Source organism: Pseudomonas sp. FDAARGOS_761 (assembly GCF_013343155.1).
Lineage (GTDB): Bacteria > Pseudomonadota > Gammaproteobacteria > Pseudomonadales > Pseudomonadaceae > Pseudomonas > Pseudomonas aeruginosa.
On sequence record NZ_CP054572.1, the window covers coordinates 238,723 to 262,089 of the forward strand.

Consider the following 23,367-nt stretch of genomic DNA (forward strand, 5'->3'; position numbering starts at 1 on the left):
AAATCCTAGAGGGCGTTGCGCAGGCCGAGTTCGGTCGGGTGCGGTTGCAGGTAGGCCTGCTGGGCGATGTATGCATGCGGGTGGCGACGGAAGTGGTGCTTTAGCAGGGTCAGCGGTACCACCAGCGGCACGCTGCCATGCCGGTATTGCTCGATCAGCTCGCGCAATTCACGCCTGTCTTCGGCTGCGAGGTCGCGTTTCAGGTAGCCGCTCAGGTGCAGCAACACGTTGCCATGGCTGCCGCGGGTCGCGCAGCGGCGCAGGCCCTGCATCAGCTCGCCGAAGTAACGCATGCCGAGGGCTTCCGGCTGGTAGTGGCCGGCTTCGCCGAGCAGGCGGCCGAGACTGCGGTAGTGCTCCGGCGAATGCGCCAGCAACTGGTACTTGTAGCGGCTATGGAAGGCGACGATGGCCGAATGGCTGAGGCCGCGCTGGCACAGGGCCTGCCAGTGGGCATGGGCGAACACGCGGGTGAGGAAGTTCTCCCGCAGGACCGGATCGTGCAGCCGGCCTTCTTCTTCCACCGGTAGCTCCGGCAAGGCTTCGCAAAGGGCTGCGGCGAAGCGTCCACGGCCTTCGGCGCGCGGCGCGCCGCCGCCTTCAGGGTAGACCTTGACCCGTTGCAGCCCGCAGGACGGCGAACGTTGCATGAAGATGAACCCGTCCAGCGTATCCGCCCGTTGCGCCACTCGCCGCGCATATTCGGCGAGCGCTTCGCCGACCGCCAGGCCGTCGCGGCTCCGCGCCTCGGCGGCTTCCGGAGTGCCTTCCAGGCGAATCGCCGGGCGCGGCGTGCCCAGGCCGATGGCCTGTTCCGGGCAGAAGGAGACGAATTCGACGTGTCGCGCCAGTTCCTCGCAAAGCGCGGATCGCTTGTGGCCGCCGTTGAAGCGCACCGGTTCGCCGAGCAGGCAGGCGCTGATGCCGAGTCGGGGCGTCAGGGAAGGGTGAGATTCGTGCATCGGTGTCGTCTCCCGAGGGGAAAGGAGGTTCGCGCGCAGCTCGACAGCCGGGCGGTCGTACGACACATCCTAGAACTTATCTTGTACAGGTCAATGTATTTGTATAGGTATTTTCTTGTCACATCGGGCCGCCAGGCGACGGCCCGATCCCCTCAGAGATGTTCCAGCAGGCGCCGCGCGGCTTCCTGGCCGCTGAGCCAGGCGCCTTCGACGCGGCCGCTGGAGCACCAGTCGCCGCAGGCGTAGATGCCCAGGTCGGGATCGCCGAGGGCGCCCCACTGGTGAGCCTCCGCCGGGCGTGCATAGAGCCAGCGGTGGGCGATGCTGAAGGCGGCTTCCGGCACGGCGCAGCCGATCACTTCGGCGAAGGCGCAGCGCAGGTGCTCGACCACGTCTTCCTTGGCCATGTCGATGTGCTGCCGGCTCCACTGGCTGGTGGCGTGCAGCACCCAGGTGTCGAGGGCGGTGTCGCGCCCCGGCTTGCTGCGATTGCAGGCCAGCCAGGCGATCGGACTGCCGTGCACGAAGCAGCCCTGCACCGGGGTGTCGAGTACCTCGCGGAAGCCCAGCGCCACCGCCCAGGTCGGCTCCATGACCACGCTCGCGGCGGTGGCCGCCAGTTTCGGCACGCTGGCCAGCAGCGGCGTGGCCTGGGGAGCGGGGATGGCGATCAGGACCTGGTTGAACGGACCGTGGTTCTGTCCCTCGGCGTCCTGCAGGTGCCAGTGCTGCTTGCCGCGGAAGACCTCGGTGATGCGGCAGGAGAAGACCACTTGCAGATCGGTGAGCAGGGCGCGGGTGATCGCACTCATCCGTGGGATGCCGACCCAGCGTGGCTGCTCGTCCGGGGAGGGGCTCAGTTGGCCGTCGCGGTATTGGTAGAGAGCGGGTTTCCACTCGTCCACCCAGCCTTCCTCGCGCCAGTGTTGCAAGGCGTCGAGGAAGCGCCGGTCGCGGGCGGTGAAGTATTGCGCGCCGAGGTCCAGCGTGCCGGCCTCGCTGCGCTTGCTGGCCATGCGGCCGCCGCTGCCGTGGCCCTTGTCGAACAGTTGTACGGTCTGGCCGGCGGATCTCAATGCGTGGGCGGCGGAAAGCCCGGCGATGCCAGTACCGATGATGGCGATGGGGACGCTCATGACATGCCTCTCTGGTTGTGTAGCGTCTGGACAGGCGAATCAGGTTTCTTGTACAAGCTTGATTTAATGTACAGTGTTGCGCGTGCTTCGAGGCGCACCTTGCGTCGCGCCGATGGCGCGCTTGCGGCGCACGGCTCGCTTCCTGGCCTGTCGAACCTTCAGACGTTCCGTTCGGAAGTATCAACCGAGTTATCTGAAGAATAGACGGCTGGCGCCGTTCACTAAGGCACCAATGCGATGCAAGCCCTGTTCCTTGGCTGAGTCGAAAACGACGCCAGGGTTCCCCGGCCGGAGCCGACGGATCTTCCATTCACAGGATAACGCCGGAATGGGGGGAGGATGCACGGTCATCGGGCAGATCGATGTCCAGGGTCCAGACTGAAAGGGCACGCAGGCAAAACGAGGAGACAGCCATGCACATTCTCTTGACCGGCGGTACCGGCCTGATGGGACGCCGCCTGTGCGCCCGCTGGCGACAGGCCGGGCACCGGCTGACCGTGTTCAGCCGGTGGCCGCAGCAGGTGGAATCGCTGTGCGGCGCCGGCGTGCGCGGCATCGATCGTTTCGACGAGTACGGCGACCAGCCGCTCGACGCGGTGGTCAATCTGGCCGGCGAGCCGATCGCGGACAAACCCTGGAGCCACAAGCGCAAGGCGCTGCTGTGGGAAAGCCGGGTACGCCTTACCGAGCGCCTGGTGGAATGGCTGGACGCTCGCGAGCAGCGCCCGGACCTTCTGTTATCGGGTTCTGCGGTGGGTTGGTATGGCGACAGCGGCGAGCGCCCGGTGACCGAGGAGGGGGCGGCGGCCGGCGAGGATTTCGCCAGCGAGCTATGCCTCGCCTGGGAGCAGATCGCCCGCGAGGCGGAGAAGCTTGGCACCCGTGTCGTGCTGCTGCGCACCGGCCTGGTGCTGGCCCCCGAGGGCGGCTTCCTCGGGCGCCTGTTGCCGCTCTACCGGCTCGGCCTGGGCGGACCGCTGGGTGACGGCCGGCAATGGATGCCGTGGATTCATATCGAGGATCAAATCGAGCTGATCGATTTTCTTTTGCGGCGGCCCGATGCCAGCGGTCCCTATAATGCGTGCGCTCCCAACCCGGCGCGCAACCGCGATTTCGCCAAGGCCCTGGGCCGGGCGCTGCACAAGCCGGCGCGGATACCGACCCCCGGGTTCGTCCTGCGCCTCGGGCTGGGAGAAATGTCCGGATTGCTGCTCGGCGGCCAGCGAGCCTTGCCGCAACGCTTGCAGGACGCCGGCTACCGTTTTCAATTCACCGACCTGGACGTGGCGCTGGCCGATGTCCTGGACGCCCGACGAAAGGATCAGGCATGACCGAGAATGCCCTGCTGTTGCTCAACCTGGGCTCCCCGGATTCGACCCGGGTGGAGGATGTCCGCCGCTATCTCGACCAGTTCCTCATGGATCCCTACGTGGTCGACCTACCCTGGCCGCTGCGGCGCCTGCTGGTGTCGCTGATCCTGATCAAGCGTCCGGCCGAATCGGCGCACGCCTACAGCTCGATCTGGTGGGACGAAGGGTCGCCACTGATCGTCCTCAGTCGTCGCCTGCAGGAAGCGATGAAGCCGCACTGGCCGCATGGACCGGTGGAACTGGCGATGCGCTACGGCCAGCCGGCCATCGAGAAGGTCCTGCTCGACCTGGCGCGCCGCGGTATCCGGCGGGTGACCCTGGCGCCGCTGTATCCACAGTTCGCCGACAGCACCACGACCACCGCCGAACAGGAGGTGCGCCGGGTGATCGCCGCCCATCGCCTGGAGCTGGAGGTCAGCACGCTGCCGCCGTTCTACGACCAGCCGGTCTACCTCGATGCCCTGGTGGAAAGCGTGCGTCCGTACCTGCAGCAGCCCCACGACCATCTGTTGCTGAGCTTCCATGGCTTGCCCGAGCGGCACATCCGCAAGCTGGTGAAGGATCCTGCCCACGACCTGCTGGCCGAGAACAGCCGCAACGTCAGCCCCGAAGCCCTCGCCCTCTGCTACCGCAGCCAGTGCCTGCGCACCGCCGAGGCCTTCGCCGAGCGCGCCGGCCTGGAGCAGGGGCGCTGGTCGGTGGCGTTCCAGTCGCGCCTGGGGCGCGCCAAGTGGATCGAGCCCTATACCGACGCCAAGCTCGACGAACTGGTGCAGCGTGGGGTGAAGCGCCTGCTGGTGATGTGTCCGGCGTTCGTTGCCGACTGCATCGAGACCCTGGAGGAAATCGGCATGCGCGGCCGCGAGCAGTTCATCAGTGCCGGCGGCGAGGATCTGGTGCTGATTCCCTGCCTCAACGACCACCCCGCCTGGGTCGGCGCCCTGGCCGACATGAGCGGGCGCTTGGCCAGGCCGCTCTGAGAGCCTGTTCATGATCCGCTGCGCGGCGCGGTATGACGGCTTTGAAGTGCTCATTTGCCGCTCGTCAGCTCCGCTTCCCCGCCCAGCTCGCGAGATGCTGGACAGGCTCTGAGCGCATGCGGCGGCGAATGACCTGGCGGTCATTCGCCGGAACCCGCTTCCCGCATTCAGCAGTTCTATAGTCCCTTGCCCTGGGTATAAGCCCGGATGTTGCCGGCTTATCCTGCCTGTCGACCCTCCCTTCGCATCCGCCGCTTCGGCGGCGTCCAGGAGTTCGGCATGCATAACAACAATAACGGCTATCCCTCCAACCTTGCGGCCTGGACCACGGTGGCGATCCTCATGGTCGCCTATGTGCTGTCCTTCATCGACCGGCAGATCCTCAACCTGCTGGTCGGCCCGATCCGCCGCGACCTGGCCATCAGCGACACGGAAATGAGCCTGCTGATGGGCTTGTCCTTCGCCCTGTTCTACACCCTTTGCGGTATCCCGCTCGGACGCATGGCCGACAACCGCAGCCGGCGCGGTCTGATCCTGTTCGGCGTGCTGGTGTGGAGCGCGATGACCGCGGCCTGCGGTCTGGCGCGCAGCTATTGGCAATTCCTCACCTTCCGGGTCGGCGTCGGGGTCGGCGAGGCGGCGCTGTCGCCAGCGGCCTATTCGCTGATCGCCGACAGCTTCCCGCGCGAGCGTCGGGCGACGGCGATCAGCGTCTACTCGATGGGCATCTACCTGGGCTCGGGGCTGGCCTTCCTGCTCGGCGGGCTGGTGATCAAGTTCGCCTCGGCCCAGGGCGACGTGCACCTGCCGCTGTTCGGCGAGGTGCGCCCGTGGCAACTGATCTTCCTCATCCTCGGCGCCGCCGGCGTGCTCTTCTGCCTGTTGCTGCTGGCTATCCGCGAGCCGGCCCGGCGCGGAGTCGGCGCAGGCGTGGCGGTGCCGCTGGGCGAGGTCGGCGCCTACCTGCGGGCCAACCGCAAGACCGTGCTCTGCCACAACTTCGGTTTCGCCTGCCTGTCCTTCGCCGGCTACGGCAGCGGCGCCTGGGTGCCGACCTTCTTCGTCCGCACCCACGGCTGGGACGCCGGTCATGTCGGGGTGGTCTACGGCAGCATCGTCGCGGTGTTCGGCTGTCTCGGCATCGTCTTCGGCGGGCGCCTGGCCGACTACTGGGCGAAGCGCGGGCGCAGCGACGCGAACATGCGCGTCGGGCTGCTCGCCGCCTGGGCGGTGATTCCCTTCACCCTGGTCTATCCGCTGCTGGACAACGCCAATTGGGCGGCGGCGCTGATGGCGCCGACGGTGTTCTTCCTGAGCATGCCGTTCGGCGTGGCCCCGGCGGCGATCCAGGAAATCATGCCCAACTCGATGCGCGGCCAGGCCTCGGCGATCTACCTGTTCGTGGTCACCCTGTTCGGTCTCGGCGTGGGCCCGACGGCGGTGGCGCTGGTCACCGATTTCGTCTTCGCCGACGATATGGCGCTGCGCTACTCGCTGCTGCTGGTGACCCTGGCCGCGGTGCTCGGTGCAGTGGTCCTGCTGGGGATCGGCCTCAAGCCCTATCGCGCCAGCCTGGAGCACCTGAAGGACTGGAGCCTGCGACGAGAAGGCGAGGGCGGCGAGGATTGGAAGGCGTCCCGGCAGCCGGCCTGACTCAGTAGGTGAGGATGACCCGCACGGTATCGCTGTAGGTACCGGCGGGGACGTTGCCCTGTGCCGGGTTGACGATGGCCCGGTACGGCACGTTCTGCGCGGCGCCGCTACCGGTGCCTGCCTGGGTGTTGCTGGTGGTCCAGACCGTCGAGTCGCCCGGTTTGTAGAGGTTGTACTGGATCGCGCTGGCGCCGCTGAGCATTCGCCGCCAGCCGCCGCTGAAGTTGTTGCCGTTGTCGAAGCCGATGGTATAGGTGGCGTTCAGGGTGCAGCGCACGCCAATGTTCTGGTTCACCGCGGTGAAGGCCGAGACCAGCGCGGCGCTGCCGAAGCTGAGGTCCGGAGCGCTGTCGATGAAGCAGTCCTTGAGCACCGTCAGGGTAACGTTGACGCTGCTGCTGGCGGTGCCGTCGTCGTATACGCAGACTGGGCCGATGCCCGCCGCGCACAGGTGCCAGGCCCAGTTCAGGCCGATGGTATCGGTATAGGTGCCGGCCGGCAGGGTCACCCCGGTGGCGGTGCGCAGGTACAGCGGCAGGCTGCCGTCGGTGGCGTTGAACAGGCCGAGGATGCCGAGGAAGGTGGTGCTGCTCCAGCGTACCGTCGAGCCGACGTTGTAGACGGTGCCGCAACCGTTGTCCTTGCAGATGCTGTAGGGCAGGTAGGTGCCGCTGGCGGCGTTGTACAGCCGCGGCGTGGTGCCCAGCGGATTGGCGGTGCTGGCGATGGTCGCGTCGATGGTGTTGGTGCTGAGGATCGACAACAGGCTGCCGGTGCACTTGAAGCCGGTGGTGCCGGTGATGGTCTGGGCGGTGCTGGCCACGGTGAACGAGCTCAGGCTGCCGAAATTGCCGGTGCCGGAGCTGGTGGTGCAGGCGGCGAGCAGCAACGGGCTGGCGCAGAGCGTAGCGAAGCCGAGCAGGCAGGCGGACGTGGAGTGGCGGCTCATGGCGTATCTCCGATGGGGGCCGAGCAGGTCAGCGGGCCGACCTGGCTGACGGTGGGTTTGCGCGTGTCCAGGCGGAAGCGTGCCTGGCAGGCCCGGCCGTCGGGGCGGACCACGCGTAGCTGGTTGTCGCTTTGCAATCCTTCGAAATAGACCTGGCCGTCCCAGCCGACGCTGGCGCGCTGGCCGCTGCCGGTTTCTTCGGCCCGGCTGCCCAGCGGCAGCGGTTCGCCGCGCTCGTCCACCAGGCTGATGCTGGCGGCGACCACGGCACGGATCGGGAAATCCAGCAGCAGGCCGCTGCCCTGGCGTACCGCCACGCGCTGCTCGACTTCGGGCGCGCTGACGTTGGCCGGAAGGTCCAGCGGCTCGATCTGGAACTTCGCCGGGTAGTAGGCCGCGACCCAGGGCACCAGCAGGTGGCCGTTGTCGTCGGTGCTGCCCATCAGTTGGTTCTCGTAGCGGATCGGCACCTGTGGATAACCCTTGGTGCTGACCAGGACGAAGGCGTCGTTGATCCGGTTGCTGGCGAACACGGCGTTGTCCATCCATACCAGCGAGCCGCTGAGATCGGCCCAGCGCGTGTAGTTGCCGGTCTCGCCATAGAGGCCGCCCTGCAGTTGCACGTTCTGCATGCGCCAGGTCAGGTCGGCCTGCTGGTAGCGGCTGGCGCCGCCGCCATAGCCGAGGTTCCAGCCGAGACCGCCCTGGCTCGGCGTGGAGCGGCTCCAGATCACCCGCTCGCTGTAGCGCCGGTCGCTGTCGCGGGTGACGCCGATGTTCAGCAGGCCGTTGATGTCGAAGGGAATCACCAGTTGCATCAGCGCGCTGTAGCCGTCGCCGTCGAGATCCTTGTTCAGCGCCAGGTAGAAGCTGCTACGGCTGCCGATCGGGCGGCTGTAGGAGAGGTTGGCCAGGCGCGTGCGGCTGCCGTCGCGGGCGCGGATGTCGAAGTAGCCGGCACCGATGGTGCCCTGCTCGTCAAAGGTCAGGCTGGCGGTAGCCTGGTCGGTGCGCCGGCTCAGCTGGTACTCGCCGTCCAGGGTGCCGAGGTCGCCATAGCCGGCGCTGCGCTCGATGTGTTGCAGGCTGAGGCCGAGCCGTCGCGAATAGTAGGAGTAGCCGAGCAGGTATTGCTGGCCGCTGTCGCCCTGGCCGTCGCTGCCGCTGGCCGCCAGGCTGAGGGTGCCGAAGGTGGCCACGGCGATGTCGCCGCCGATGCCGAGCAGGCGCAGGTCGCTGGCGGCCTCGGCGTGGGTGGAGAGGGTCAGGCGGTCGCTGACGCCGTAGCGATAGATGCCGCTGGCGGCGTTGTCGGCATAGGAGAAGTTGCGCAGGCCGTAGTCGTCGCGCAGGCGCCCGACGGACAGGTCGAAATCGCTCAGGCCGCGCGCCAGCAGGGTGTTGGATACGTAGAACGGCAGGCTGGTCACCACTTGTCGGCCCTGGGCGTCGGTGGTCACCACCGTGGCTTCGCCGGCTCCGTTGATGTACGGCACGTTGCTGATGGCGAAGGGACCGGGCTGCAGGTCGGCGCTGCTGGCCTTGTAGCCGTTGATGAACAGGTCGACGGTGCTGGGTACGGCGGCCTGGCCGTCGAAGCGCAGCAGCGGATAGGTGACCAGGTCCGGACGTACGCCGAAGTTGCGGGCGAAGCGAAAGCCGCCCATGCGTACCGGGGTGGTCCAGTTCAGCGCGCCGTTGACGTAGTCGCCCAGTTGGTAGCTGTGCATGTTGCGTTCGTCGTTGTACAGCCAGTAGGTGTCGTAGCGCAGGTAGCGGCTGTCGAGGTTGTCGGCGTCGCCGAAATAGCGGGTGTAGACGCCGGTGTTGGAGATCACCCCGAAGCCGTCGAACAGACGTTGCTCGAGCAGCGCGGAAAGCCAGGGCGTGGCGCCGTCGGCGGGGTCCGAGTAGTACAGGTCGTAGTTGAACAGCGCGCCGAGGCTGCTGCGCGCCGGGGCGCGGGCGACCAGTCCGGGATCGTCGAAGCGCTGCTCCGGCAGCCAGTCCGGCGGCACTTGCAGGTGCAGTTGCTGGCTGGCGCTGTCATAGTCCGCCCGGACCTCGGGCAGGGCGTCCACCGCGACCTGTCCGGCGGGGTTGCCAGGCAGGCGCACGCCGGCTTCGCGCAGGGCCGCGGCGTCGAGCAGGTAATGGCCATCGGCGGCGTTGACCGGCACCACCTGGCCGCTGTCGCGGCCGTTGATCACCAGTTCCAGGTAGTAGAGGACGTTGCCGCCGCCGCCGGACGGAGCGGGTTGCGGCGGCGGCAGTCCGGCCAGGTAGTCCGCCGCATGGACAGGGGAGAGCAGCGCCAGGCCGATCAGTAGCGAGCGGTGGCGGCGAGAGCGCCGCTGACACGGGCGAGGCACGGGACCGACGTCCGCCTCAGTACCCGGGAACGCTGATCGGCGCGTCGTTGTCCGCCAGTTGCAGTTTCAGGGTCATGCCGGCGTCCGGCAACAGCCCCGGCGGCAGCGGCCAGCGCATCTGCCGGCCGGGCAGCACGTAGCCGAGCAGGCCGTCCAGCAGTGCCAGGCTGCGGCCGTTGCCCTCCCAGCGGACATGGCTCAGGCGGGCGTGCACGCTACCCTCGTTGCGCACCTGCAGGTAACGCTTGCCCTGTTCCTCGACCAGCCGCCAGGCCAGCTTCGGCCGGGTCGCGTCGGCCGGGTCGCGCTCGACATCGCTGCGGGGCTGGGTCCAGACGCCGTCGGCGCTGACGAACAGCGGCACCGAATAGCGCATCTGGAACTGCAGGGCGAGACCGGGGCTTCGTTGCGTCTGCCCCGCGCTGCCGTCGGGCACTTCATCGATCAGCACCCGGTAGGCGTCCTCCGGCGTGCTGGGCTGGCCGCCCTGGCGGATCAGCCGGACCAGCTGCCGGCGGCCCGGCTCGACCTTGACGAAGGGCGGGCTGGGAATCACTGCCTGCTGGTTGCGATAGACGTCCTGGAAATCCGCCTGGGACCAGCCGAGCACGCGCACCTGCAGGGTCACCGGTTGCTTGCCGCGATTCTCCAGCCACAGCGCGGTGGCCGGTTGGTCGGCTTCGATGGCCGGGTTGATCGGCCAGATCAGCACCGCACTGGCGGCTTGTGCCGGGCCGCCCAGGAACAGCGCCAGCAGCGCCGCAAGCCAGCGGCCGGGGCGGAGAGGTAGGTGTGGACTGGGCATGTGATCCTCCATGACGGCTCAGAACGAAAGGGTGACGGTGACGGTATCGCGGTAGTTGCCGGCGGACGGCAGGCTGCCGACCGCGAACAGGCGTGCGTATACCGTGTAGGTCTGGGTGCTGGCGGGAAAGTTGGCGATGGTCCGCGCGAGTGCCCCGTTGCCCCAGACCTGGGAGTAGGCGGCATCCTGGTAGAGCTGGTAGGCGAGGGTCTCGTTACCGCTCACCCGCTTCAGGTAGCGCTGGCTGCTGCTGCCGCCATTGACCCCGTAGTCGAGGGCGACGGAGACGGTCATTCCCGGAGTGCAGGTCAGGACGATGGAGCCGGCCCCGGAGCTGCTGGCGACGTTAACCGGACTGGCCAGGTTGCCGAGGGTGCCGAAGCTCAGGGTGCCGAGGTCATAGGCGTTGTCGCTGATGGCGGTGCCGAAGGCGCAGCCGTTGGCGACCACCGCCTCGACCTGGAAGGCGCGGCTGATCGGCGATGGATCGGCATGCGCGACCAGGCTCGGCAGCGGGAGCAGGAGAAGCGACAGGAGTAGATGTCGGCTGGACATCGGCATCACCAGCTGATGGTCACGTTGACGGTGTCGCGGTAGGTCCCGGCGACCGGCGTGGTCTGTGCCGGCACCAGGCCGTAGATGGGGTACCACTGGTCGTTGCCGTTGCCGGTGGCGGCAACGCCGGTGGTGTTGTCCCAGACGATGCCGCCGGGGCGGTCGCTGTACAGGTTGTAGGTCAGGGTGAGGGCGGTGTTGGCGATGTTCGCCATGCGCCGCGTGGCGACGCTGCCGTAGAGCCCGCCGTCGAGCGTGATCGCATAGGTCTGGCCGCTGACGCACTTGACCCGGATGGAGCCTGCGCCCTGCTGGCTGGTGGCGCTGATGGCGTTGTTCAGGGAGGCGTACTGGCCGAAGTCGAGGGTGCCGAAGGTGATCGCGCCACCGCTGCCGACGCTACCTGCCTCGCAGGCCGGGAGCAGCGTGGCGCTCAGGACGATGGTGGCGGTCTGCGCGTTTGCCGGGTTGCAGCCGAGCAGGCAGAGCAGTCCTCCGGTGAAGTAGCGGTTCAGGCTCATCGGTCCCCCCAGGACCATGCTGCCCGGCGCCGCGCCTGGCGGCGCGTCTTACCAGGCGATGGTGACCAGCAGGGTGTCGGTGTAGGTCCCCGCCGTCGGCGTGGGCGTGCTTTGTCCGGTGGGCACCACGCGGCCATAGAGGGGGATGTTGACCGCGGTGCCGGTGGAGACCGAGGAGATGTCCACCGGTGTGTTGGCCTGGATCAGCGCGCTGCGCGCGGCGTCCGAATAGATGTTGTAGGCGATGGTGCTGGTGGTGGTGGTGGTGTTCTGCATGTAGCGCTGGCCGCCGCTGGCGTGCAGGCCTGCGTTCACCGTCAGGCTCGGGGTCAGGCCGGTGCTGCACTGGATCTGGATGTTGCCGCTGGTGCCGACGGTCTGCGCGTCGACCACGTTGGTGAGGTCGGGATGGCTGCCGAAGTCCAGGGTTCCCCACTGGTTGATACCGCCGCTGACGCTGCCGTTGATGATGGTGCAGCCGGCACCGATGACCATCTGCACGCCGACCTGGCCGATTAGCGTACCGGCGGCCTGGGCGGTGCCCAGCAGGCTGGCGCAGGCACAGAACAACAAGACTGCCGGAGTGCGTTTATTCATCTCTAACTTCCTGTCGATAATGAATGTCGGTGGCGCAGAAGGACGTTGGCGGATAATTAAAGTTCCCACGACTTTAAATGATCGGCCTTATATGTCCGTAAAACTCTAAGTTCATGGATGGCACGGCGCAGGGCGGTCGCCAGTCATGCTTGACTGGCTATATAGCAGCGCGAGTAGATCTCTGCCAGTCAGATGGCGTGGTTATTTGGGAAATGCAAGGAAGTTTAATTACAAAGTAATAAGCGATTGACTACATGATTTGAAAATAACGAGGCGGGTGGAATACGGACGGAACAGCGAAGTGTTCCGCCCGTTGGTTTCAGTGCGAATCCTTGTGCTGTTCGTCGAGCGCCTTGTTCTGCCAGCCGTCATTGCCCGGCAGCAGCAGGTTGAGGACGATGGCGACGATGGCGCACAGGGCGATGCCCTTCAGGCCGATGTCGTCGGGACCGGTACCGCTGCCGATCAGCACGCCGCCGATGCCGAACACCAGCGTCACCGAGACGATCACCAGGTTGCGCGCTTCCGAGAGGTCGACCTTGTGCCGGATCAGGGTGTTCATGCCGACCGAGGCGATGGTGCCGAACAGCAGGCAGAGGATGCCGCCCATCACCGGTACCGGGATGCTTTGCAGGATCGCGCCGAACTTGCCGACGAAGGCCAGGGTGATGGCGATCACCGCCGCCCAGGTCATGATCTTCGGGTTGTAGTTCTTGGTCAGCATCACTGCGCCGGTGACTTCCGCGTAGGTGGTGTTGGGCGGTCCGCCGAACAGGCCGGCGGCCGAGGTGGCCAGGCCGTCGCCGAGGAGGGTGCGGTGCAGGCCGGGCTTCTTCAGGTAGTCCTGGCCGGTGACGCCGCCCACCGCGATGACCCCGCCGATATGCTCGATGGCCGGGGCCAGGGCCACCGGGACGATGAACAGGATCGCCTGCCAGTTGAATTCCGGCGCGGTGAATTTCGGCAGTTCCAGCCAGGGTGCGGCGACGATCGCGGCGGTGTCGACCACGCCGAAGACGAACGACAGGGCGAAGCCGACCAGCACGCCGGCGATGATCGGCACCAGGCGGAAGATACCCTTGCCGAATACCGCCACCACCAGGGTGGTGAGCAGCGCCGGCATCGAGATCATCATCGCGGTGCGGTACGGCAGCAGCTCGCTGCCGTCGCCGGCCTTGCCCATCGCCATGTTCGCCGCGATCGGCGCCATCGCCAGGCCGATCGAGATAATCACCGGGCCGATCACCACCGGCGGCAGCAGTTTATCGATGAAGCCGGTGCCCTTGATCTTCACCGCCAGGCCCATGAAGGTGTAGACGAAGCCGGCGGCGACCACCCCGCCCATGGTCGCGGCCAGGCCGAACTGGCCCTTGGCGAGGATGATCGGGGTGATGAAGGCGAAGCTGGAGGCGAGGAACACCGGTACCTGGCGCCCGGTCACCAATTGGAACAGCAGGGTCCCGAGGCCGGCGGTGAACAGCGCGACGTTGGGATCCAGACCGGTGATCAGCGGCATCAGCACCAGCGCGCCGAAGGCGACGAACAGCATCTGCGCGCCTGACAGCACCTGGCGCCAGAGCGGCTCCTGGAAGGTATCGCCCATGTTCAGGCTTCCTTCTGCTTGGTACCGAAGATCTTGTCGCCGGCGTCGCCCAGGCCCGGAATGATGTAGCCGTTCTCGTCGAGCTTCTCGTCGATCGAGGCGGTATAGATGATTACGTCCGGGTGGGCCTTGCGTACCGCCTCGATGCCCTCGGGGGCGGCGACCAGCACCATGGCGCGGATTTCCTTGCTGCCGGCCTTCTTCAGCAGGTCGATGGTGGCGACCATCGAGCCACCGGTGGCGAGCATCGGGTCGATGATCAGCGAGCGGCGCTCGGCGATGTCCGGCGCCAGTTTTTCCAGGTAGGTGCGTGCTTCCAGGGTCTCTTCGTTGCGGGCGACGCCGACCGCGCTGACCTTGGCGCCGGGAATCAGGCTGAGCACGCCGTCGAGCATGCCGATGCCGGCGCGCAGGATCGGCACCACGGTGATCTTCTTCCCGGAGATCTTCTCCACCGTCACCGGGCCGGCCCATCCGGGGATTTCGTACTGTTCCAGGGGCAGGTCCTTGGTCGCCTCGTAGGTCAGCAGGGCGCCGACTTCCTGGGCCAGTTCGCGGAAGTTCTTGGTGCTGATATCGGCACGGCGCATCAGGCCCAGTTTGTGGCGGATGAGGGGGTGGCGGATCTCATGTACGGGCATGGGCGACTGTCTCCAACGGGGGCGGGCAAAAAAATTGCGCTAGCGTAATGCATTCCGCACAGTCTGGACCATTATTCTGATTCGCACTCGACCGCCGGGGGTTGCCCGATGGCGACCGGATGAGTACCTTTGCCGACTTTTTCTCAGCCCAGCCAGGGAGAAGCACCATGTCCGTCGATCTCGCGCACATCCGCCAAGTCATGGCGGAAGCCGACTGCCTGTTCAACAACGACGAGGTCGAGGCAGCCATCGGTCGCGTCGCCGAGGCGATCAACCGCGATCTCGGCGAGACCAACCCGGTGGTCTTCTGCGTGATGAACGGCGGCCTGATCTTCTCCGGCAAGCTGCTCCCGCTGCTCGACTTCCCCCTCGAACTGTCCTACCTGCATGCGACCCGTTACCGCAACGAGACCTCCGGCGGCGAACTGTTCTGGAAGGCCAAGCCGGAAATCTCCTTCATCGACCGTGACGTGCTGATCATCGACGACATCCTCGACGAAGGGCACACCCTCTCGGCGATCATCGACTTCTGCAAGCATGCCGGCGCACGCGCGGTGCACACCGCCGTACTGGTGGACAAGGAACACGAGCGCAAGGCCCGGCCCGACCTCAAGGCCAGCTTCACCGGCCTCTACTGCGCCGACCGCTACGTGTTCGGCTACGGCATGGACTACAAGGGCTACTGGCGCAACGCCGCGGGCATCTTCGCGGTCAAGGGGCTCTGAGATGGCCGGACCGCGCTACCTCGACCAGCAATTGTTCGCCGAACTGGCGAGCGGGGCGGGTAACGCGCCGCGTGGTCGCCAGCATCACAACTTCCACCGTATGGAGGAGCCCTGCCACCGCATGGCGGTGGGCCTCCAGCCGAATACCTACATCCCGCCGCACCGGCACCTGGATGCGGGCAAGGCCGAGGCGCTGATCGTGCTCAAGGGCCGTCTCGGCCTGCTGGTCTTCGCCGAAGACGGGGAACTCCTCGACAAGCGCGAGTTGAGCGCCGCTGGGGACTGCCCCGGTGTCGACCTGCCGCCCGGGGTGTTCCATGCCCTGGTGGTGCTGGAGCCGGACAGCATCCTGTTCGAATGCAAGGCCGGGCCTTACCGCCCGCTCGGCGAAGGCGAGTTCGCCAGTTGGGCGCCTGCCGAAGGCAGCGCCGATGCGCCGGCCTACCGGGACTGGATGCGCGCCCAGTTCGCCTGAGCGCTTCGGCGGCGGGTCGGCAGCCATGCTAGAGTGCCGGCTCGCCCTGTCCGGAGGTCCCGATGTTCGCCCGTAGCCTGTGCGGCTCCCTGCTCCTGTTCGTCAGTCTGGCCGGCCTGGCCGCCGAGAGTCCCCCGATGCACGCGCGCTTCCTGCCGCCCGACGACGGCCAGTTGCGCCAGGAGGCGCCGGAGCAGCAGCAACTGATCCAGATCACCGAGTACAGCGTGGTGCTGGGCAACCAGCGGCAGTCCAACCAGCAGCCGATCCCGATCACCACGCCGACCCTGCTGCGCCTGAAGGGCAAGCCGCTGAGCAAGGGCGCGACCCTGGCCCAGGTGCTAATCCAGTTCGACAGCGAAGGCAAGAGCCTGAAGAAGCCGGTCTACGATGCCGGGACCCGCACCCTCACGCTCAACTACCCGCTGGCGCAGTACCCGGCGTTGCTCGACCTGCTGCGCAACCAGACGGTCTATTGCCAGTTCCTCGCCTATCCCAACGGCCATGTCTGGGCCGACCTGCACACCGGCGCGGTACGCGCGCGTTGAGCCTCGCCGCGCGCCGGGAGTAAACTGCCTGGCCTTATCCCGCGCCGGGCGAGCCCGGCCCCAGAGCCGTTGAGAGAAAGCGATGCGCAAAGACAAGAAACAGATCATTGGCGAAGAGATCAGTGACGAGTCGATCAAGCTGTTCCTCGGCGTCGAGCCGGCCGACGACACGCCCCCCTCGCTGCACAAGCTGATCAAGGCCTATCGCGGCCTGCGCATCGACGACTTCGAGCGCTTCCTCACCTTCTTCCGCGAGGCCGGCTACGATCTCGACGCGCGCGACGCCAAGGGCAACGACTTCGTCGCCCTGGTCGCCGACCAGCGCCAGGCCGCGCCCTACATCGAAGCGCTGCAGGCGGCCAAGGGCGCTTGAGCCAGCCATGCGGTGAAGAGCCCGCCCTTCGGCGGGCTTTTTCGTTGCGCGGCCCGCCGAATCCCACCCGTCGGCGAACGCCAGCACCCGAATGACGGCTGGCGGTGGCAAGGGACGATAGGCATACGGGCCTTCTCGCATTGCGGAGCGCCAGGGAGACAGGGAGGGGCGAATGGTCAGGGCTGCGTTATTCGCTCTGCGAGACGGTGCCTGTCGGCTGCTGCTTTTCTACACTCACAGGAAAAACAGCCTGCCGAGGTTCCCATGTACGTCCAGCCCTACGTCTGCTTCAACGGCCGTTGCGAAGAGGCCCTGCGCTTCTATGAACACGCCATCGGTGCCAGGGTGAGCTTCCTGTTCCGTTTCGACGAGGCGCCCGGTCCGGTGGTGGTGCCGGAAGGCTGGTGCGACAAGGTGATGCACGCCAACCTGCAGATCGGCGACAGCCAGATCATGGCCTCGGACGGGCACGGGCCGGCGTTGCAGCCGATCTCCGGGATTTCCCTTTCGCTGAATACCCGCGACCCGCAGCAGGCGCGGCGCTGCTATGACGCCTTGCTGGAGGACGGCGGGCGGGTCGAGCTGGAGTTGGGCAAGACCTTCTGGTCGCCCTGTTTCGGTACCCTGGTGGACCGTTTCGGGGTGTCCTGGCTGATCAATTGCGAGGCCGGCGCCTGACTCCGCAAATGAAAAAGCCGCCCGAAGGCGGCTTGTTCCGTAGCGCGCGGCTCACTCGGCGTTGACCGGGGCCTGTACGTCGTTCTTCGCGGTCAGTTCCAGCACCTCGCTGCAACGGCTGCTGACGCTGCGGTACAGCTCGGCGTCGCTCTCCAGCTCTTTCTCGCGAGCCGGGAAGATTTCCTTCAGCTTGGCGCTCCACTCCGGCGAGCGGGCCTGCTCCGGGAAGCAGCGCTCGATCAGGCCGAGCATGATCGAGACGGTCACCGAGGCGCCCGGCGAGGCGCCCAGCAGGGCGGCGATGGAGCCGTCGTGGGCGGCCACCAGCTCGGTGCCGAACTGCAGGATGCCGCCTTTCTTCGGATCTTTCTTGATGATCTGCACGCGCTGGCCGGCGACTTCCAGGCGCCAGTCCTCGGCCCTGGCTTCGGGGTAGAACTTACGCAGGGCTTCCAGGCGCTGTTCCGGCGACTGCATGACCTGGCCGATCAGGTAGCGGGTCAGGTCCATGTTGTCGCGGGCCACCGAGAGCATCGGCAGGATGTTGCCCGGGCGTACCGACAGCGGCAGGTCGAGGAACGAGCCATGGCGCAGGAACTTGGTGGAGAAACCGGCATAGGGGCCGAACAGCAGGGATTTCTTGCCGTCCACCACGCGGGTGTCCAGGTGCGGCACGGACATCGGCGGCGAGCCGACCTCGGCCTGGCTGTAGACCTTGGCCTGGTGCTGCTTGACGATTTCCGGGTTGTCGCAGCGCAGCCACTGGCCGCTCACCGGGAAACCACCGAAGCCCTTGCCTTCCGGGATGCCGGAAAGTTGCAGGAGCGGCAGGGCGCCGCCGCCGGCGCCGAGGAAGACGAAGCGTGCCTGGATCTCGCGGTCGCCGCCGTTGCGGGTGTCCTTGACGGTGACCCGCCAGCCGTTATCGGCGCGGCGCAGGTGGGTGACCTTCTGGTTGTAGCGGATCTGCGCGCCCGGCTGTTGCGCCAGGTGTTGCAGGAGCTGGTTGGTCAGGGCGCCGAAGTTGACGTCGGTACCGCCCTCGACGCGGGTCGCGGCGATCGCTTCGTCGGCCGGACGACCCGGCATCATCAGCGGCATCCACTCGGCGAGGGTGGCCTTGTCCTCGGAGTAGACCATGGTCTCGAAGGCGTGGTGCCTGGTCAGCGATTCGAAGCGCTTCTTCAGGTAGGCGATGCCTTCGCTGCCGCGCACGAAGCTCAGGTGCGGCACCGGGTTGATGAAGGTCTTCGGCGAGCCGAAGGTGCCCTTGGCGACCAGGTGCGACCAGAACTGCTTCGACACCTCGAACATGGTGTTGATGCCCACGGCCTTCTTGATGTCGATGCTGCCGTCGGCCGACTGCGGGGTGTAGTTCAGCTCGCACAGGCCGGCGTGGCCGGTGCCCGCGTTGTTCCACGGGTTGGAGCTTTCGATCGCGCCGGACTCCTGGAGTTCGACGACTTCCATCTTCAGGTTGGGGTCGAGTTCCTTGAGCAGGACCGCCAGGGTCGCGCTCATGATGCCGGCGCCTACCAGCAGCATGTCGACTGTTTCGTGATCGTTTTGCGCCATTAACGCTTCTCCAAAATCTTCAGCACCAAATTGACGACAGACGGGGCGGGGCCGAGGCCGGTACGGGCCGGCAGGCAGCGGCGGAGGGAGCCGTCATGTCCGATTCTTCGCAACAACGGCGGGACGCCGGGCGTCATCGCCTATGGATGCCGGGCGCGGGGCTGGCGATCTGGCAGCCTGGCTGGCCCATGCGGGCATCCGGTCGTGCAAGCACATTCGCGACGGAACGGGCCGTCAGGCTCTGGTCATGAGGTATCCGCTGCGGTCGCGTCTGCGGGGGGCTGTTTCAAGCGCTAATGGCGCACTTACCGACGCAAAACTCTTCATTGCTCGCCACACTCTCGTGAAGTAGTGAAATACCTTCGATCCACGCTCTTTTGGAGACATGGGCCGGAAGGGCTCGTCTGTCGCGGGCATGCCTTCGCAGAATCGTGCGGGGTCATGCGGCATTCCTTGCCGAAAAACTCGCTACAGGCGTTTCAGGGCGTCTGCCTCATGGGGCAGCGCTCTACTGGCGGCTCTCTGTGGGGGGATGGCGCGGGGGCCGGAACCCGATCAGGAGGCGTCCTTATAATCGGGGGGCGATTATAACGGTGAAAATCAAAAAATACCCCGCTCCTTAGACTTTTTTCCCATTCCCGGTCACGAAGTGCCCGCCGGCGAAAGCCCCCTGGGACAATCCGCCGCGCCGTATCTGCCAAACGCCGGGCATGCGTGCCCTGCGCCACCTGCCACAGGCGAGGAACCGCGCCCCGTGGCGAACGTCCAAGGCAATGCTGCGGTGCCTTCGCGGCGCCGTTATACTGCCGGCCATTCGTGCCCAACCCATGGAGAGATGAGCATGCTGCATCGCCTGTTGCTCAGCCTGATGACCGCAAGCGCCCTGGTTCTCGGCGGCTGCGCCCTGAGCCCGCAACAACTGGACCCGCAACCGGTCCTTAAAGGACCGTTGACCGCCGTCGGCCATGGCCAGCCGGTGGTGGTCAAGGTGGTCGATGGCCGTCCCGGCCCGTCCCTGGGCACCCGCGGCGGCCTCTACGCCGATACCAGCACCCTGACCGTCCGTAGCGAGGACGTGGTGCCCAAGCTCCAGGCCCAGGCCGAGACCGCCGTGCGCCTGCTCGGCTACACGCCTTCGGCCAACGCCTACAACGCGCCGCAACTGACCCTGACCCTGGCCGAGCTGAAGTACCAGTCGCCGAAGGACGGCGTCTACGTCACCCAGGCCGACATCACCGCGACCTTCCGCGCCGACGTGCAGAACAGCAGCCGGCGCTACACCGGTCGCTACGGCGCCTCCCTGAACCAGCGCTTCGGCATGGCGCCGAACCAGGCGACCAACAGCAAGCTGGTCAGCGAGGTGCTCAGCGACGCCCTGACCCGCGTGTTCAAGGACCCGACCATCGCCCAGACCCTCGGCCAGCAATGAGCCGGCGGTAACGAGAAAGCCCGGCGGATGCCGGGCTTTTTCATGCGCTCGGGAAACTCAGGCGGCCTGGTGGAACGGGTCCGGCTCGCCGATGCTGATGCGTTCGTCGGTCTCAGGCAGGTCGAGGTGTTCATGGCCGCAGGCGGTGCAGTACACCAGCCAGCGGTCGTCCTGGACATTGAAGGAAAGATCGACGATCACGGCCTCGATCTCGTCCAGGTGGTCGATCAGATAGTTATGTTCGTGGGGTGCGGTTTCCAGCATGACGACTCTCCTGTGTTGTCGTTTGCCTGGGTGGGGTTCTGTGACCGGCAAAGCACTTTCAGACTAGCCGGTCACGCTGGTGAGGCCGCGCCTTTTTTAGACGGATTGCTGCTAACCGCTGCGCTTCGTCGCGACAACCCGGTCGTCGCTGGCCGTCGCTCATGCATTCTGGATAGAATTCGACCAGTCCTTCCCCGCCGTCCCCGACGGTCCGTCCTGTCATCAGCTCACCCAAGGCGTTACTCGGTAGCCCCGGCGTGTTGTCCTGTTGCGGAGGTTATCGATGTCCTTGCAAGCCTTGTGGGCGCTGTTTCTCGCCCATCCCGCGCAGGCCGTGAACGGCCTTGCGCTGTTCTTCGGTGTCGCCGGCGCCTGGCTGCTGCTGGCCACCCGCGCACGCGAGCGTCGCGCCCTGGCGCGCTGGGCCGCGGAGGGCGAGGCGGGGGAGGAGGCATTGCCGATGGACGAGGCGACCCTGCGGATCAACCTGTTCTTCTACCGATTCGGCGCCGCCTGCCTGGGCCTGGCGCTGCTGGTCAGCTGGGCCAGCACGCGGTTCTGAGAGGGCCTGCCTCGGCGAGCCGAACCGCACGCGGATAACCGTCTGCGGGTTCGAAGCCGTTGCCCGATGGAGAAGCCCGGCGGCGCCGGGCTTTCGTCTTCAGGATTGCTGCTTGATCCGGTATTGGTTGAGTACCGGGTTGGCGTATTGCAGCACCAGCCAGGGGCGCTGCTCGGCCGGGCATTGCTCCAGGCGGCGGTTCCATTCCTTGCGCGCCTTCTCCAGTTCTTCGCTGCCGAACAGGCTCTCGGCCGTGGGGACAGCGAGGCCCGGGTCGCGGTTCTCGCTCATCTCGTAGGCCAGGTAGTGCACCGGGAACAGACGGTAGTTGCCGAGGATCTGCCGGTCCAGTTCGGCGGCCAACTGCTTGGCGTCGCTGAACTCGCCCTCCAGTTCGGCGCCGAAGTTGATGTGCACGCGGCCCTTGTAGCCGGTGATGCCCAGGGCGATGCTGGCATCGTCCTCGCCCGGCGCCTTGCGGTATTCGCCGGTGCTGGCGCGGGTGTGCAACTCGCGGGCCTTGGCCAGGTCGCAGGGGTCGTATTCGTAGCTGATCGACACCGGGATGAAATGCAGGGCGCGCACCATTTCGGCGAAGGGTTCGTCCTTGCGGCTCATGTGGAACATCTTGAGGATCGCCGAGTCGGTACGGTCGTCGCCGTCCTTGGCCCGCCCTTCGGCCTGGGCGATCCACACCGACTGGCGGTCCTCGCGGATCGAGTGGTTGATGTAGGCGGAGAGCGTCTGGTAGGCGGCGAGCTTCTCGCGCCGGCCGCTCAGCGAACGGTGCACGATGAAGCTCTTGTTCAGGCGCATCAGGTCGCTGACGAAGGATTTCTGCAGCAGGTTGTCGCCGATGGCGATGCGCGGGGTCGGCAGGCCGGCGTGGTACACGGCGTAGTTGACGAAGGCCGGGTCCATCACGATATCGCGGTGGTTGGCGATGAACAGGTAGGCGCAGCCTGGCTTGAGGCGATTGACCCCGGAGTAGGTGACGCCATCGGTGGCCTTCTCGATGGTGTGGTCGACGTAGGGCTCGAACTTGTCCTGCAGCGTGGCGACGCTGCGGATGCCGGTGACCTCGCGGGCCAGCCGATGGGCTATAAGAGGTTTGAGCAGCCAACCGAGGGGACCGGCCAGGCGCGGGAAGCGGTAGCGGACCAGGGCGCCGAGGAAGGCGTCGTCGCTCAGGAGGCGTTGCAATACCGCGGGGACTTCGGCGTCACTGTAGGGTCGGATGGCTTCGAACTCGCCCATCATGCTTTCTGGTTCCATATGGATGCTGCGAAGGCCGCCCAGGGGGTGGCCGAAAATTGAACCGCGCGATTATAAACGGAACTCATAGGGGGTGCAGCGATGCTCGAAAGCCAGGCCTATAGCTGCCCTTACTGCGGGGAACCGGCCGAGGCGCTGCTCGACCTGAGTGCCGGCGACCAGCAGTACTACGAGGACTGCCCGGTGTGCTGCCGGCCGATCCTGTTCGACCTGCGCACCGATGGGCAGGACTGGTCACTGAACGTCCGCCGGGAGGATGACTGATGCAGCGCGTATATGAGCCGGCCGACCTGCTGGAGGCCGAGATGCTGGTGGGAATGCTCGCCAGCGAAGGGATCGCCGCCCATGTCAGCGGCCGCCACCTGGTCGGCGCCATCGGCGAACTGCCGCCTGGCGGACTGCTGGCGTTGTTGGTGGCGGACGAGCAGACGGAGCGGGCGCGAGAACTGATCCTCGCCTACAACGCCGCCGCCCCGCTGGCCGAGGAGCCGCCGGAGCCCTGCGGCCCCGGCAGCCTGTTGTGTTGAGGCGGCCGCCGCTCAGTCGGCCGCCAGTTCGAAGACCTGCCAGCGCACCGAGCTGACGCCCTTCTCCAGGCTGACCCGGCTGACCAGGCGTTCCAGCTGCGCCGGCGCCTCGGGAGTGCCGAGCAGTTCGGCGCGGACTTCCAGCTTGGCCGGGTTGTCCAGATCCTCGCTGTGCAGCGATTGCAGGCGCAGGTCGCTGCTGCCGAGGCTGTGCAGCATCAGGCTGCGTACCTGGATCTCGTCCTCGGCGCGGCAGACGATCTGCACTTCGTAGCGTTGCTCGGCCTCGCTGGCCGGCAACACGTCCTGGCGGTTCAGGCGTTGGGCGATGTCGCGCAACAGGATGTTGGCGCAGAGCACCACCAGGCTGCCGAGCGTGGCCTCCAGCAGCAGGCCCATGCTGCACAGCACGCCGATGGCGGCGGTGCACCAGAGGGTGGCTGCGGTGTTCAGGCCGCGCACGTTGAGGCCGTCGCGCATGATCACGCCGCCGCCGAGGAAGCCGATCCCGGAGACCACGTAGGCGGCGATCCGCGAAGCGTCGCCGGCCAGGCCGGGCACGCCCTGGGTCATCAGCACGAACAGGCAGGCGCCAGTGCTGACCAGCGCATTGGTGCGCAGGCCGGTGAGGCGTTGGCGCAGTTGGCGTTCGGCGCCGATCAGGGCGCCCAGGACCAGCGCGACCGCGACGCGCAGGAGAAATACTTTCCAATCCATGTTTCACCTCGTTGCCGGCCGACGGCCGGAGCTGGCGCGGGCCGTCGGTCCGCGCGGATAAAGGACGATGGATTG

General features: G+C 66.7%; 26 protein-coding genes. 12 read left to right on the top strand and 14 right to left on the bottom strand.

Features of this window, described 5'->3' with window-relative positions:
- Positions 1 to 5 precede the first annotated feature (5 nt).
- Both FOC67_RS01135 and FOC67_RS01140 read right to left on the bottom strand, forming a co-directional pair.
- Entirely contained in the window at positions 6 to 962 is a 957-nt protein-coding gene (locus FOC67_RS01135; RefSeq protein ID WP_009316215.1) for a DUF523 and DUF1722 domain-containing protein, read from the bottom strand.
- A gap of 152 nt (positions 963 to 1,114) precedes the next feature.
- A complete protein-coding gene (locus FOC67_RS01140) occupies positions 1,115 to 2,098 on the bottom strand; it encodes an NAD(P)/FAD-dependent oxidoreductase (RefSeq protein ID WP_003094987.1) in 984 nt (327 codons plus the stop codon).
- A 413-nt stretch (positions 2,099 to 2,511) separates the two neighbouring features.
- Between FOC67_RS01140 and FOC67_RS01145 the strand changes: the two genes are divergently transcribed.
- The 3 genes from FOC67_RS01145 to FOC67_RS01155 all read left to right on the top strand — a co-directional run bounded on the left by FOC67_RS01145 (position 2,512) and on the right by FOC67_RS01155 (position 6,101).
- On the top strand, positions 2,512 to 3,429 hold the full coding sequence (locus tag FOC67_RS01145; RefSeq protein WP_009316216.1) for a TIGR01777 family oxidoreductase: 918 nt from the start codon (positions 2,512 to 2,514) through the stop codon (positions 3,427 to 3,429).
- Entirely contained in the window at positions 3,426 to 4,448 is a 1,023-nt protein-coding gene (gene hemH / locus FOC67_RS01150) for a ferrochelatase (RefSeq protein ID WP_004355227.1), read from the top strand. Before FOC67_RS01145 ends, hemH begins: the two co-directional genes overlap by 4 nt.
- A gap of 279 nt (positions 4,449 to 4,727) precedes the next feature.
- Positions 4,728 to 6,101, top strand: coding sequence for an MFS transporter (locus FOC67_RS01155; RefSeq protein ID WP_003099328.1), 1,374 nt, complete (start codon positions 4,728 to 4,730; stop codon positions 6,099 to 6,101).
- A 1-nt stretch (position 6,102) separates the two neighbouring features.
- Here the strand turns inward: FOC67_RS01155 and FOC67_RS01160 are convergent, their stop codons facing one another.
- The 8 genes from FOC67_RS01160 to upp all read right to left on the bottom strand — a co-directional run bounded on the left by FOC67_RS01160 (position 6,103) and on the right by upp (position 14,144).
- On the bottom strand, positions 6,103 to 7,050 hold the full coding sequence (locus tag FOC67_RS01160) for a spore coat U domain-containing protein (protein ID WP_004355226.1): 948 nt from the start codon (positions 7,048 to 7,050) through the stop codon (positions 6,103 to 6,105).
- Positions 7,047 to 9,422 carry a fimbria/pilus outer membrane usher protein gene (locus FOC67_RS01165; RefSeq protein ID WP_009316218.1) on the bottom strand — a complete coding sequence of 792 codons (2,376 nt, stop codon included), beginning with the start codon at positions 9,420 to 9,422 and terminating at the stop codon, positions 7,047 to 7,049. Before FOC67_RS01165 ends, FOC67_RS01160 begins: the two co-directional genes overlap by 4 nt.
- Positions 9,423 to 9,438: 16 nt before the next feature.
- Positions 9,439 to 10,227 (bottom strand): molecular chaperone, encoded by a 789-nt coding sequence (locus FOC67_RS01170; protein WP_003099335.1) that lies wholly within the window; start codon positions 10,225 to 10,227, stop codon positions 9,439 to 9,441.
- An 18-nt stretch (positions 10,228 to 10,245) separates the two neighbouring features.
- Positions 10,246 to 10,788, bottom strand: a complete 543-nt coding sequence (locus FOC67_RS01175; protein ID WP_009316220.1) for a spore coat U domain-containing protein — start codon at positions 10,786 to 10,788, stop codon at positions 10,246 to 10,248.
- Positions 10,788 to 11,321 (bottom strand): spore coat U domain-containing protein, encoded by a 534-nt coding sequence (locus tag FOC67_RS01180; protein ID WP_003135089.1) that lies wholly within the window; start codon positions 11,319 to 11,321, stop codon positions 10,788 to 10,790. Before FOC67_RS01180 ends, FOC67_RS01175 begins: the two co-directional genes overlap by 1 nt.
- Positions 11,322 to 11,351: 30 nt before the next feature.
- Entirely contained in the window at positions 11,352 to 11,900 is a 549-nt protein-coding gene (locus FOC67_RS01185) for a spore coat U domain-containing protein (RefSeq protein ID WP_009316223.1), read from the bottom strand.
- A 319-nt stretch (positions 11,901 to 12,219) separates the two neighbouring features.
- A complete protein-coding gene (locus FOC67_RS01190) occupies positions 12,220 to 13,503 on the bottom strand; it encodes a uracil-xanthine permease family protein (protein WP_009316225.1) in 1,284 nt (427 codons plus the stop codon).
- Between the two features lie 2 nt (positions 13,504 to 13,505).
- Positions 13,506 to 14,144: a uracil phosphoribosyltransferase gene (gene upp, locus FOC67_RS01195; RefSeq protein WP_003094968.1), complete on the bottom strand. Its 639-nt coding sequence runs from the start codon at positions 14,142 to 14,144 to the stop codon at positions 13,506 to 13,508.
- Positions 14,145 to 14,311: 167 nt separating this feature from the next.
- Between upp and FOC67_RS01200 the strand changes: the two genes are divergently transcribed.
- From FOC67_RS01200 to FOC67_RS01220, 5 genes are all read left to right on the top strand, one after another.
- Entirely contained in the window at positions 14,312 to 14,869 is a 558-nt protein-coding gene (locus FOC67_RS01200; RefSeq protein WP_003094967.1) for a hypoxanthine-guanine phosphoribosyltransferase, read from the top strand.
- Between the two features lies 1 nt (position 14,870).
- Positions 14,871 to 15,344 (top strand): WbuC family cupin fold metalloprotein, encoded by a 474-nt coding sequence (locus FOC67_RS01205; RefSeq protein ID WP_003094965.1) that lies wholly within the window; start codon positions 14,871 to 14,873, stop codon positions 15,342 to 15,344.
- A gap of 62 nt (positions 15,345 to 15,406) precedes the next feature.
- Positions 15,407 to 15,892 (top strand): hypothetical protein, encoded by a 486-nt coding sequence (locus FOC67_RS01210; protein WP_009316228.1) that lies wholly within the window; start codon positions 15,407 to 15,409, stop codon positions 15,890 to 15,892.
- Positions 15,893 to 15,974: 82 nt separating this feature from the next.
- Positions 15,975 to 16,265 (top strand): PA4642 family protein, encoded by a 291-nt coding sequence (locus FOC67_RS01215; RefSeq protein WP_003094960.1) that lies wholly within the window; start codon positions 15,975 to 15,977, stop codon positions 16,263 to 16,265.
- Between the two features lie 264 nt (positions 16,266 to 16,529).
- A complete protein-coding gene (locus FOC67_RS01220) occupies positions 16,530 to 16,943 on the top strand; it encodes a VOC family protein (RefSeq protein ID WP_009316231.1) in 414 nt (137 codons plus the stop codon).
- A 51-nt stretch (positions 16,944 to 16,994) separates the two neighbouring features.
- Here FOC67_RS01220 and mqo read toward each other — a convergent pair whose 3' ends face one another.
- Complete coding sequence (gene mqo / locus FOC67_RS01225; RefSeq protein WP_003141615.1) at positions 16,995 to 18,518, bottom strand: malate dehydrogenase (quinone); 1,524 nt, start codon at positions 18,516 to 18,518, stop codon at positions 16,995 to 16,997.
- A gap of 841 nt (positions 18,519 to 19,359) precedes the next feature.
- On the opposite strand from mqo, the gene FOC67_RS01230 reads away from it, so the two are divergent.
- On the top strand, positions 19,360 to 19,947 hold the full coding sequence (locus FOC67_RS01230; protein ID WP_003094953.1) for a YajG family lipoprotein: 588 nt from the start codon (positions 19,360 to 19,362) through the stop codon (positions 19,945 to 19,947).
- Between the two features lie 57 nt (positions 19,948 to 20,004).
- Here the strand turns inward: FOC67_RS01230 and FOC67_RS29795 are convergent, their stop codons facing one another.
- Positions 20,005 to 20,211: a hypothetical protein gene (locus FOC67_RS29795; RefSeq protein ID WP_003094951.1), complete on the bottom strand. Its 207-nt coding sequence runs from the start codon at positions 20,209 to 20,211 to the stop codon at positions 20,005 to 20,007.
- A 283-nt stretch (positions 20,212 to 20,494) separates the two neighbouring features.
- Between FOC67_RS29795 and FOC67_RS01240 the strand changes: the two genes are divergently transcribed.
- Positions 20,495 to 20,773 carry a hypothetical protein gene (locus FOC67_RS01240; protein ID WP_003094948.1) on the top strand — a complete coding sequence of 93 codons (279 nt, stop codon included), beginning with the start codon at positions 20,495 to 20,497 and terminating at the stop codon, positions 20,771 to 20,773.
- 99 nt (positions 20,774 to 20,872) lie between these two features.
- On the opposite strand, the gene FOC67_RS01245 is transcribed toward FOC67_RS01240, so the two are convergent.
- On the bottom strand, positions 20,873 to 22,033 hold the full coding sequence (locus FOC67_RS01245) for a 1-acyl-sn-glycerol-3-phosphate acyltransferase (RefSeq protein WP_003099351.1): 1,161 nt from the start codon (positions 22,031 to 22,033) through the stop codon (positions 20,873 to 20,875).
- A 96-nt stretch (positions 22,034 to 22,129) separates the two neighbouring features.
- Here FOC67_RS01245 and FOC67_RS01250 point away from each other — a divergent pair, with 96 nt between their 5' ends.
- Positions 22,130 to 22,312 (top strand): CPXCG motif-containing cysteine-rich protein, encoded by a 183-nt coding sequence (locus FOC67_RS01250; protein WP_003094945.1) that lies wholly within the window; start codon positions 22,130 to 22,132, stop codon positions 22,310 to 22,312.
- On the top strand, positions 22,312 to 22,575 hold the full coding sequence (locus FOC67_RS01255) for a putative signal transducing protein (protein ID WP_003094943.1): 264 nt from the start codon (positions 22,312 to 22,314) through the stop codon (positions 22,573 to 22,575). Before FOC67_RS01250 ends, FOC67_RS01255 begins: the two co-directional genes overlap by 1 nt.
- Positions 22,576 to 22,587: 12 nt before the next feature.
- On the opposite strand, the gene FOC67_RS01260 is transcribed toward FOC67_RS01255, so the two are convergent.
- A complete protein-coding gene (locus FOC67_RS01260; protein ID WP_003094941.1) occupies positions 22,588 to 23,292 on the bottom strand; it encodes an MgtC/SapB family protein in 705 nt (234 codons plus the stop codon).
- Positions 23,293 to 23,367: the final 75 nt, after the last annotated feature.